The sequence below is a fragment of the Longicatena sp. 210702-DFI.1.196 genome, assembly GCF_020563125.1.
Classification (GTDB): domain Bacteria; phylum Bacillota_I; class Bacilli_A; order Erysipelotrichales; family Erysipelotrichaceae; genus Longicatena; species Longicatena caecimuris.
Map to the genome: position 1 here is coordinate 1 of NZ_JAJCPX010000060.1, position 10,879 is coordinate 10,879.

Here is a 10,879-nt window from a genome sequence, read left to right on the forward strand (position 1 = left end):
AGCTGCTGAAAAACCCCAACGGCTTGATTTTGGGTACGCCGGGTTCCGGTAAGTCCTTCAGCGCAAAACGAGAAATCGCCAACTGCTTTTTGCTTACCAGCGATGATGTCATTATCTGTGACCCGGAAGCGGAGTACGCACCTCTTGTTGAGCGTCTGCATGGGCAGGTCATCAAGATCTCGCCTACCTCCACCAACTACATCAATCCGATGGACCTGAACCTGGACTACTCGGATGATGAAAGCCCGCTGTCCCTCAAATCTGATTTTATCCTCAGCTTGTGTGAGCTGATCGTGGGCGGTAAGGAGGGCTTACAGCCGGTGCAGAAAACCATCATCGACCGCTGTGTGCGTCTGGTCTATCAGACTTACCTCAATGACCCGCGCCCGGAGAATATGCCCATACTGGAGGATCTGTATAACCTGCTCCGGGAACAGGAGGAAAAGGAAGCCCAGTATATCGCTACGGCCCTTGAAATCTATGTAACCGGCTCCCTCAATGTGTTCAACCACCAGAGCAATGTGGACATCAACAACCGCATTGTCTGCTATGACATCAAGGAGCTGGGCAAGCAGCTGAAAAAGATTGGTATGCTGGTGGTGCAGGACCAAGTGTGGAACCGCGTTACCATCAACCGCGCTGCTCACAAGTCCACCCGCTACTACATCGACGAGATGCACCTGCTTTTGAAGGAGGAACAGACCGCTGCCTATACAGTAGAAATCTGGAAGCGATTCCGTAAATGGGGCGGTATTCCGACAGGTATTACCCAGAATGTCAAAGACCTTTTGAGCAGCCGCGAGGTAGAGAACATCTTTGAAAACTCCGACTTCGTGTATATGCTCAACCAGGCAGGCGGAGACCGTCAGATACTTGCCAAGCAGCTGGGCATTTCCACGCACCAGCTTAGCTATGTGACACACTCCGGTGAGGGTGAGGGCCTGCTGTTCTATGGTTCCACGATCCTGCCTTTCGTGGATCACTTCCCGAAGAATACCGAGCTTTATCGCATTATGACCACAAAACCCCAGGAACTGAAAAAGGAGGATGAATAATGATGAACCCCAACATTTTGAATAAAAACCCGCTGATGTTTTTTGACAGGGCGGTAAATGCCCAGCGCAGCCAGCTTCTTACAGTCATGGCCGATGCGGTAAGTGAGTGCCGCACGGCGGCAGATCAGGCAGCCGAACTGAATGAGACCGGTCAGGTGGGGCTGCTCCGTCTGGCAGAGATCTGGAGTGCTATCCGTGCTAAGGAAGGTATGGGCGGTCTGGTTCTGGAAGGAACCGAAGCAAAGATCCTGTCCGATGTTGTGGCACAGTTTTATGCCTACCTGTCCGGCTGTATGTTCAACGATCCTGTGGGAATGGCCATTTATGCAGAGCTGCACTACATGATGTCCTCCCTCATGCTGGGAGAATGGTTTGAATAAGGAGCCGCGCCTGCATTTTACTGATGAGGAACGGTCTGACCCTGCACTGGAAAAGCCGATTCGTAAAGCGGAGAAAGCTGCGGCCAGAGCAGATAAGGCGCAGGCCAATATCCCAAAGAAAAAGGTCAGGCAGACGGTCATTGACCCGGATACCGGAAAAAAGACCTCGAAGTTGACCTTTGAGGACAAGAAAAAGCCACCCTCCAAACTTTCTCAAGGGGTCAAGGAAGCTCCCGTCCATCTGGTTGCGGGCAAACTCCACAAAGAGATCCGGGAAACAGAACAGGACAATGTGGGCGTGGAAAGCGCCCACAAGTCCGAGGAAGCGGTGGAGACCGGCGCTTATCTGGTGCGGGAGGGCTATCACAGCCACAAGCTGAAGCCGTACCGCAAAGCAGCACAGGCAGAGCGCCAACTGGAAAAGGCAAATGTAAATGTTCTGTACCAGAAATCTTTGCAGGAAAATCCCCAGTTTGCCAGCAATCCACTTTCCCGCTGGCAGCAAAAGCAGGCCATCAAAAAGCAGTATGCCGCCGCCAAACACGCCGGTCAGACTGCTGGAAATACCGCCCAGGCTGCATCTAAAACAGGAAAAGCCGCAAGGACGGTAAAAGAAAAGGTACAGCAGGCAGGGGCATTCGTCATGCGCCACAAGAAGGGTTTCCTGATGGCAGGGGTTTTGTTCCTCATTACCTGTATGCTGATGAATACCATGTCCTCCTGCTCCATGATGGCGCAGAGCATCGGTTCCGTTCTCTCCGGCACCACCTATCCGTCGGATGACCCGGAAATGCTGGCGGTGGAGGCAGATTATGCAGCCAGAGAAGCCCAGTTGCAGGAGAAAATCGACAACATTGAAAGCAGTCACCCAGGGTATGACGAGTATCGCTATGACCTTGGTATGATCGGCCATGACCCTCATGAGCTGGCAGCATTTCTCTCTGCCGTCTTGCAAGGCTACACCCGGCAGAGCGCTCAGGCAGAGCTGGCGCGTGTGTTTGCAGCACAGTATCAGCTGACGCTTACTGAGGAAGTGGAGATTCGGTACCGCACGGAGACCTCCACCGACCCGGAGACCGGTGAGACCACCTCAGAAGAAGTTCCCTATGAGTATTACATTTTGAATGTGAAACTCGCCAGCAAGCCCATTTCCGCTGTGGTGTCGGAACTTCTGACCCCGGAGCAGATGAAAATGTATCAGGTCTACCGGCAGACCATGGGCAATAAGCCGCTGTTGTTTGGCGGCGGCTCCCCTGATACCAGCGGCTCGGAAGATCTGTCCGGTGTGCAGTTCATTAACGGTACCCGCCCCGGCAATCCTCAGCTGGTGGAACTGGCCAAGCGTCAGGTGGGCAATGTGGGCGGCTATCCTTATTGGAGCTGGTATGGCTTTGACAGCCGCGTGGAATGGTGCGCCTGCTTCGTATCCTGGTGCTATAACCAGGCAGGAAAAAGTGAACCGCGCTTTGCAGGCTGTGAGTGGCAGGGCGTTCCGTGGTTCCAGTCTCATGGACAGTGGGGCGCAAGAGGCTATAACAATCTGGCTCCCGGAGATGCAATTTTCTTTGACTGGGATTTGGATGGGACAGCAGACCATGTAGGTATCGTGATCGGTACGGATGGCAGCCGTGTTTATACCGTGGAGGGAAATTCCGGCGATGCCTGCAAGATTAAAAGTTATGACCTGAATTATCAAAGCATTAAGGGCTACGGCCTGATGAACTGGTAACAGAGATTTTTAAGAAGGAGTGATAGACGATGGCAAAGAACAAAATTGAGCGCATTGACCAGGAGATTACAAAGGTCCGCGAGAAGATCGCAGAGTATCAGGAAAAGCTCAAGGCGCTGGAAGCACAGAAAACCGAGGCAGAAAATCTGGAGATCGTCCAGATGGTGCGCGCCCTGCGTATGACCCCGACCCAGTTGAGCGCCATGCTGTCCGGTGGCACAGTTCCCGGCAGTTTGGCTGATGACAATAACGAACAGGAGGAAAACAGCTATGAGGAATAAACGATTGCTCCGAACACTTTCCGCCCTTTGCCTGACAATGGTTGTGGCATTTGGCTTTACGATCCCTGCTTTTGCACAGGGGTCAGAACAGGCTCCGGCGGCACCGGCAGAGGATTCTACCAATGACAGCAATGTTACTGTGGAAGAAACAGAACCAGCACCGGCACTTACACCGGAGGGGAATGCGGCACTGGTGGATGATTTTGGAGGCAATAAGCAGCTTATTACTGTTACGACCAAAGCTGGAAATTACTTTTACATCCTGATTGACAGGGCGAATGAGGATAAAAAGACTGCTGTTCACTTTCTGAATCAGGTGGATGAAGCGGATTTGATGGCACTGATGGAAGATGGAAAAGCAAAAGAGGAGCCGCCTGCGGTATGCAGCTGCACGGCAAAATGTGAAGCAGGGGCAGTCAATACGGCCTGCCCGGTCTGTGTAACTGATAAGAGTAAATGTACGGGCAAAGCACCGGAACCTCCGGCAGAAACACCGGAGCCGGAAAAAGAGAAGCCTGCCGGACTGAACCCGGCTGCGATAGTCCTTTTGCTGGCTCTGCTGGGCGGCTGTGGCGTATTTGCCTATTTGAAGCTTGTTAAGAACAAGCCTAAGACCAAGGGCAATGACAGTCTGGACGATTATGATTATGGCGAGGAAGATTCCGAGGAATGGGAAACCGAGGATGAGGAGTTGGACGAACCGGACGCTGATGGGGGCAGCACAGAAGATGATGATGAGGACAGTGTGAAATGACCCGTTTCACAGACAGTCCCTATGAACGCATGATGACACGCAGGCCGGAGGGCGGGAAGGAAACTTCCCGTCCTCCTTCTTTACTCCACAGCCACCCCTGCTATGGTTGCGGGAATTATGGAAGACCCTGCGTAGGTATCTGTCACCGGGAAATGTCCCGATGGCTCAAAGAGAGGAGGAACCATCATGGCTCAACATAAATTGGTAATTGCCGAAAAACCATCAGTTGCCCAGAATTTGGCGGCGGTGATCGGCGCAACCGTCCGTAAGGACGGGTATCTGGAGGGTAACGGCTGGCGTGTCAGCTGGTGCGTGGGCCATCTGGCCGGTCTTGCGGATGCAGACAGTTATGATCCCAAGTATGCCAAGTGGCGATATGATGACCTGCCTATTCTGCCGGAACATTGGCAGATGGTGGTGGGAAAAGATAAGAAAAAGCAGTTTGATATTCTCAAAAAGCTGATGAATGCCCCGGATGTGACGGAGGTGGTAAATGCCTGCGATGCCGGACGCGAGGGTGAGCTGATCTTCCGCAGCGTCTATGAGCTGGCAGACTGTCAAAAGCCTATGAAAAGGCTCTGGATTTCTTCGATGGAGGACTCCGCCATAAGGGAAGGCTTTGCAAACCTGCGCCCCGGTGCGGACTATGACGGACTTCGGGATGCTGCCCTCTGCCGTGCCAAGGCCGACTGGCTGGTGGGGATCAATGCTACAAGGCTTTTTTCCGTGCTGTACCACCGCACCCTCAACATCGGGCGCGTGATGTCTCCAACGCTGGCGCTCATTGTCCAGCGAGAGGCTGAGATCGACACCTTTAAGCCGGTTCCCTTTTATACCGTGGCGCTGGAGCTGCCCGGTCTTACCGTATCCGGGGAGCGCATAAGTGACCGAGCAAGCGCAGAACAGCTGAAAGAAGCCTGCCAGGGTGCAGCTGTCACAATCAAAAAGGTGGAGTGCAAGGAAAAGTCCGAAAAGCCGCCTGCCCTCTATGACCTGACTACTCTGCAAAGAGACGCCAACCGCCTGCTTGGATTTACAGCCCAGCAGACCTTGGACTATCTGCAAAGCCTGTATGAAAAGAAGCTCTGCACCTATCCCCGTACTGACAGCCGCTATCTGACTGGTGATATGGCAGACAGCCTGCCGGTGCTGGTCAAGCTGGTTGCCAATGCTATGCCGTTTCGCAAAGGAATCGCCATTACCTGTGATCCGCAGACGGTCATCAACGATAAGAAAGTAACCGACCACCACGCAGTAATCCCTACCAGAAATCTCAAGGATGCAGACCTTTCTGCCCTTCCTGCGGGAGAAAAAGCAGTGCTGGAGCTGGTGGCCCTGCGTCTGCTGTGCGCCGTGGCTCATCCCCATATCTATTCGGAAACCGTTGTGATTGCAGCGTGTGCCGGTGGGGAATTTACCGCCAAAGGAAAAACGGTGAGGCACCCCGGATGGAAAGCACTGGAGGACGCTTACCGTGCCAAAACGAAGGATGCAGAGCCGAAAAAAGAGGGTGCAGAGAAAGCCCTGCCGGAGCTGACTGAAGGACAGACCCTTTCGGTTTCTGCGGCAATCGTCAAAGAAGGCAAAAGCAGTCCGCCCCAGCACTTTACGGAGGACACCCTGTTGTCCGCGATGGAGACTGCCGGAAAAGAGGATATGCCGGAGGATGCCGAGCGAAAAGGTCTGGGGACACCGGCCACTCGTGCCGGTATTTTGGAAAAGCTGGTATCTGCCGGTTTTCTGGAACGAAAAAAGAGCAGGAAAACGGTGCAGCTTCTCCCTTCCCACGATGCAGTTTCCCTGATCACCGTTCTGCCGGAACAACTGCAATCGCCGCTTCTGACTGCCGAGTGGGAGTACCGACTGGGCGAGATCGAGCGCGGGCAGCTTGCCCCAGAGGAGTTTTTGGACGGGATCAGCACCATGCTGAAAGACCTGGTGGGAACTTATCAGGTCATCAAGGGAACTGAGTACCTGTTCACTCCGCCCCGTGAGGTGGTGGGCAAATGCCCTCGCTGCGGCGGTGAAGTTGCAGAACTGCAAAAAGGCTTCTTCTGTCAGAATGATTCTTGCAAATTTGCAATCTGGAAAAATAACAAATGGTGGGCTGCCAAGAAAAAACAGCCGACCAAGGCTGTGGTGTCTGCACTGCTTAACGATGGCCGTGTCCGTGTGACGGGCCTATATTCGGAGAAAACCGGAAAGACCTACGATGCCGCTGTGGTTTTGGAGGATGATGGACAGTATGCCAACTTCAAGCTGGAATTTGACCAGCGGAAAGGAGGCAGCCGATGAAGCTCTCTTTAGTGGAACGGGAAACCATTCTCCTCTATAACCAGGCAGAACCAATGGCTGAGGTCTACACCCACGATCCCCGTCTGATGGAGAAGCTGGAACTGCTGGCAAAAAAGCACCCCGACCAGATCACCCGAAAGGACGCCCATAACTTTACCGTCCCCAAGCGGTGTGTATCAGTCCGGGAGCCATACAGCGCCGAGCGCCGCAAAGCTGCCAGTGAGCGTGCGAAAGCCGCCGGATACCAGCCCCCTGTGAAAAAGTCCGGCAGTTAAAGGCACATGGCAGAGAATGTATTTGAAGCGGTCAAGCAGTCGGTCAGCACCAGAGAAGCGGCAGCGTTTTATGGGATCGAGGTCAAACGAAATGGTATGGCCTGCTGTCCCTTTCACGACGATAAGAACCCCAGCATGAAGGTAGACCAGCGGTTCCACTGCTTTGGTTGCGGTGAAGATGGGGATGTGATCGACTTTACCGCAAAGCTCTTTAACCTCTCCCCAAAAGAAGCGGCGGAGAAACTGGCACAGGACTTTGGCCTGATCTATGACAGTCAGGCTCCGCCCCGCAGGAGATATGTCCGGCAAAAAACCGAGGCACAGAAGTTTCGGGAGGATCGACAGCGCTGTTACCGCGTACTGTCCGATTACTACCATCTGCTGAAAAAATGGGGGATTGACCATTCTCCCAGGACACCGGAGGAAGAACCGCACCCCCGCTTTGTGGAAGCGATCCAGAAGAAAACCTATGTAGAGTACCTGTTGGACCTTTTTCTTTATGAAAGTGAAGAAGAACAAAGGGCATGGGTTGCAGAACACACAGCAGAAATCACACACTTGGAAAGGAGATTGAAAATCATGGCTGAGAACAAACCCACCAACCGAGAGCGGCTAAGGGAAATCACAGATGGCATCGAGCAGGGGATCAAGGAACTGTTTGAGAGTGAAAAGTATATGCGCTATCTGTCCGTCATGTCCCGCTTCCACCGCTATTCGGTAAACAACACCATGCTCATCTATATGCAGAAGCCGGACGCTACATTAGTAGCCGGATACAATAAGTGGAAAGACCAGTTTGAGCGTCATGTAAAAAAGGGCGAGCATGGTATTACCATCATTGCCCCAACACCGTATAAGAAGAAAATCGAGGAGCAGAAGCTGGACCCGGATACCAAGGCTCCGATTCTGGATAAAGACGGAAAGATCGTCACAGAGGAAAAAGAAATCGAGATTCCCATGTTCCGCCCTGTCAAGGTCTTTGATGTGAGTCAGACCGACGGGAAACCTTTGCCGGAGCTTGCTTCCTCCCTTTCCGGCAATGTGCCAAATTATGAGGCATTCATGGAGGCTCTGCGCCGCAGTGCGCCGGTGCCGATTACTTTTGAAGCAATGGCCGCCGATACGGACGGCTATTTTTCTGCCGATCATCAGAAAATCGCCATTCGTCAGGGCATGAGTGAGGTGCAGACGGTTTCGGCCACAGTACACGAGATTGCCCACAGCAAGCTCCACAATCAGAAAAAGATTCAGATTGCCAATGACGAGCAATATCAGGAAATCGAGCTGTTTGATAAACCCGGTCTGTTCTCCAATGGGCGGATTGTCCGTGATAATCTGCCGGAGGGCGTTTATTGCTATGACCTGCGCGGTTCTGACTACGACCCCGGAGAGCCGGTCTGTGTAGAAGAACAAGTGGTTGTAAACCATGCAGGTTGCGTTCTGCTGACAGAGCCGCTGGAGCTGGCGGAAGATGGACGCCTGATGCTGACCGAGGAAGAAGGGCTGAATTTTGTTGGCGGCTTTTCTACCCTCACCCAGTTTTTGCAAGAACAGAGGAAAGACCGCCACACGGAGGAAGTGGAGGCTGAAAGCATCTCCTATGCGGTCTGCAAATATTTTGGCATTGAGACCGGAGAAAACAGCTTCGGCTATATTGCAAGCTGGAGTCAGGGCAAGGAACTGAAAGAGCTGAGAGCCAGTTTGGAGACCATCAATAAGACCTCCGGCACTTTGATCTCTGACATTGAGCGCCACTATAAGGAAATCTGCAAAGAGCGTGGGATTGATCCCCATGCAAAGGCAGAGCCGGAAACCGCCCCGATAGAGCAGCCGACAGGCAATCTAACCTACTATGTAGCAGAGTGCATGGAGTTTCCAAACCTTGGAGAATATCACGATAACCTGTCTTTGGAGGAGGCGGTCCGCATCTATCAGGAAATTCCGGCAGAGCGAATGAATGGGATCAAGGGCATTGGCTTTGAGCTGAAAGACGGAAGCGACTATGAAGGACCGTTTCCGATTTTGACCGGGCAGACCATTGACCTGGACACCATTCAGGCAATCGACTATTACCGTGACAATCCGCTGGTACAGAAAGCGGTAAAGGAACTGGCTGCGGCCATGCCGGAAATGGAAGTGCTGGGGGTGGACGCCAATCAGCAGGAGGCTTTGTTTCTGATCAACGATACTACCTATCTTCATATCCAACCTTGTGACAGCGGATGGGACTACACTCTTTACGATGCTGCGTCCATGAAAGAGCTGGATGGAGGTCAGCTGGATATGCCGGAGCTTTCCTGCATGAAGGCAGTTCTCCAGATTTGTGATGATAACGATTTGAGCAGCAATTCAGTAAAGTATGCGCCCCTGCCTATGATTGAAACCTTGCAGGACGCTGCCTATGAGCAGATGCAGGCAGAGGTCAGTCAGATGACTGCTTCTTCTCAGCTGCCGGAAGCACAAGAGCAGGCGCTGGATGAATACCCCATGCCTGATGAGCAGGTATCTGCACCGGATATGCAGGAATACGGCTACTTCTATGATGGGATGCTCCCTGTCACCAGAGAACGGGCGCTGGAACTGGATGCCGCTGGTTTGACTGTCTATGTGCTGCATGAGGACAATACGGAGAGTATGGTATTTGACTCGCAGGAAATCATGGATCATGGCGGCCTTTTCGGTGTGGACCGTGAGGAATGGGAGAAAAGCCCTCAGTTCCACGAAAAGGTCATGGAGCGTCAGGAACATCAGCAGGAACGCGAACAGGCATTTCTCTCCCAGAACAGAGATTGCTTTGCCATCTATCAGGTAAGTCGTGACGATCCGCAGAATGTGCGCTTTATGAATCTGGACTGGTTAAAGTCCCATAACATTTCCATAGACCGCAGCAATTATGACCTCATTTACACAGCTCCTCTGAGGGAGTCTGGCACGGTGCCGGAGCAGCTGGAAAAACTCTATCAGCAATTCAATCTGGAAAAGCCCGTGGACTTTCACAGTCCCTCCATGAGCGTCAGCGACATCGTTGCGATCAGACAGGACGGTAAGGTATCCTGTCATTACTGTGACAGCGTTGGTTTTACCCAGATCCCCGGATTCCTGCCAGAAAACCCGCTGAAAAATGCGGAAATGATGCTGGAGGACGATTACGGCATGATCGACGGTATCATCAACAATGGCGCAAAAGAACCCACGGTGGCAGAGCTGGAACAGCAGGCCCGAAGTGGTCAGCCCATTTCCCTGATGGAGTTGGCAGCCGCCACCCATCGGGAGGAACGGGAAAAGAAAAAGTCCGTCATGGAGCAGCTGAAAGGCCACCCCACCTTTTTACCCCAAAACTGAAAGGAGGACAGAACACTATGCCAACCAAAGCTGAACTATATGCACAGATGGCGGAGAAGGTAACAACGCAGCTCACGGGGAGCTGGCAGGAATGGGCAGGGTTTCTCACCACTGCTTCCCGCCTTTACAAGTACCCGTTCCATGAGCAGCTGATGATCTACGCCCAGCGACCGGACGCCACCGCCTGTGCGGAGTACGATTTGTGGAATGAAAAGATGGGCCGGTATGTAAGGCGCGGTTCCAAAGGGATCGCTCTGGTGGACGATTCCGGGGACAGACCTCGCCTGCGTTATGTCTTTGACATTTCCGATACCGGAACCCGTGAACATTCCCGAACTCCCTGGCTGTGGCAGTTGGAGGAGCGCCATCTGGATTCCGTGCAGGCCATGCTGGAGCGCACCTATGATGTTTCCGGTGAGAACCTTGCCGGACAGCTCACCGAAGTAGCCGGAAAACTGGCCGAGGAATACTGGGCAGAGCATCAGCAGGACTTCTTCTATATCGTTGACGGTTCCTTTTTGGAGGAATATGATGAGTTTAACATCGGAGTGCAGTTTAAGGCAGCCGCCACCGTCAGCATCACTTACGCTTTGATGTCCCGCTGCGGACTGGAGCCGGAACACTACTTCGACCACGAAGATTTCATGGCGATCTTTGATTTCAACACCCCGTCCACCATCGGGGCGCTGGGGACAGCGGTCAGTCAGATCAATCAGCAGGTGCTGCGGCAGATCGGCGTTACCGTCCGAAATGCAGAGCGCGAAGCCA

General features: G+C 53.0%; 9 protein-coding genes and 1 pseudogene. All 10 read left to right on the forward strand.

Annotated features, from left to right (window positions below; all coding sequences use genetic code 11):
• Positions 1–1,055 (forward strand): VirB4-like conjugal transfer ATPase, CD1110 family (locus LI241_RS14970; RefSeq protein ID WP_227151434.1); only part of this gene is annotated, 1,055 nt, incomplete at its 5' end.
• The gene (locus LI241_RS14975) at positions 1,055–1,435 is read left to right on the forward strand and encodes a DUF3851 domain-containing protein (RefSeq protein ID WP_064786254.1); all 381 of its coding nucleotides are present in this window, start codon (positions 1,055–1,057) and stop codon (positions 1,433–1,435) included. The genes LI241_RS14970 and LI241_RS14975, both read left to right, overlap by 1 nt.
• Positions 1,428–3,164 carry a CHAP domain-containing protein gene (locus LI241_RS14980; protein WP_227151436.1) on the forward strand — a complete coding sequence of 579 codons (1,737 nt, stop codon included), beginning with the start codon at positions 1,428–1,430 and terminating at the stop codon, positions 3,162–3,164. The genes LI241_RS14975 and LI241_RS14980 overlap by 8 nt, the downstream gene beginning before the upstream one ends.
• Positions 3,165–3,193: 29 nt before the next feature.
• Positions 3,194–3,445, forward strand: coding sequence for a DUF4315 family protein (locus tag LI241_RS14985; protein WP_006777886.1), 252 nt, complete (start codon positions 3,194–3,196; stop codon positions 3,443–3,445).
• Positions 3,435–4,199: a DUF4366 domain-containing protein gene (locus LI241_RS14990; protein ID WP_227151438.1), complete on the forward strand. Its 765-nt coding sequence runs from the start codon at positions 3,435–3,437 to the stop codon at positions 4,197–4,199. Before LI241_RS14985 ends, LI241_RS14990 begins: the two co-directional genes overlap by 11 nt.
• On the forward strand, positions 4,196–4,399 hold the full coding sequence (locus LI241_RS16010; RefSeq protein WP_368668991.1) for a hypothetical protein: 204 nt from the start codon (positions 4,196–4,198) through the stop codon (positions 4,397–4,399). The genes LI241_RS14990 and LI241_RS16010 overlap by 4 nt, the downstream gene beginning before the upstream one ends.
• On the forward strand, positions 4,386–6,494 hold the full coding sequence (locus LI241_RS14995) for a type IA DNA topoisomerase (RefSeq protein ID WP_227151440.1): 2,109 nt from the start codon (positions 4,386–4,388) through the stop codon (positions 6,492–6,494). The genes LI241_RS16010 and LI241_RS14995 overlap by 14 nt, the downstream gene beginning before the upstream one ends.
• Positions 6,491–6,769, forward strand: coding sequence for a hypothetical protein (locus LI241_RS15000; protein ID WP_004798047.1), 279 nt, complete (start codon positions 6,491–6,493; stop codon positions 6,767–6,769). The genes LI241_RS14995 and LI241_RS15000 overlap by 4 nt, the downstream gene beginning before the upstream one ends.
• Before the next feature lie 6 nt (positions 6,770–6,775).
• Positions 6,776–10,111: an LPD28 domain-containing protein gene (locus LI241_RS15005; protein ID WP_227161091.1), complete on the forward strand. Its 3,336-nt coding sequence runs from the start codon at positions 6,776–6,778 to the stop codon at positions 10,109–10,111.
• Between the two features lie 17 nt (positions 10,112–10,128).
• A pseudogene (locus LI241_RS15010) lies at positions 10,129–10,879 on the forward strand (helicase); the annotation flags it as partial.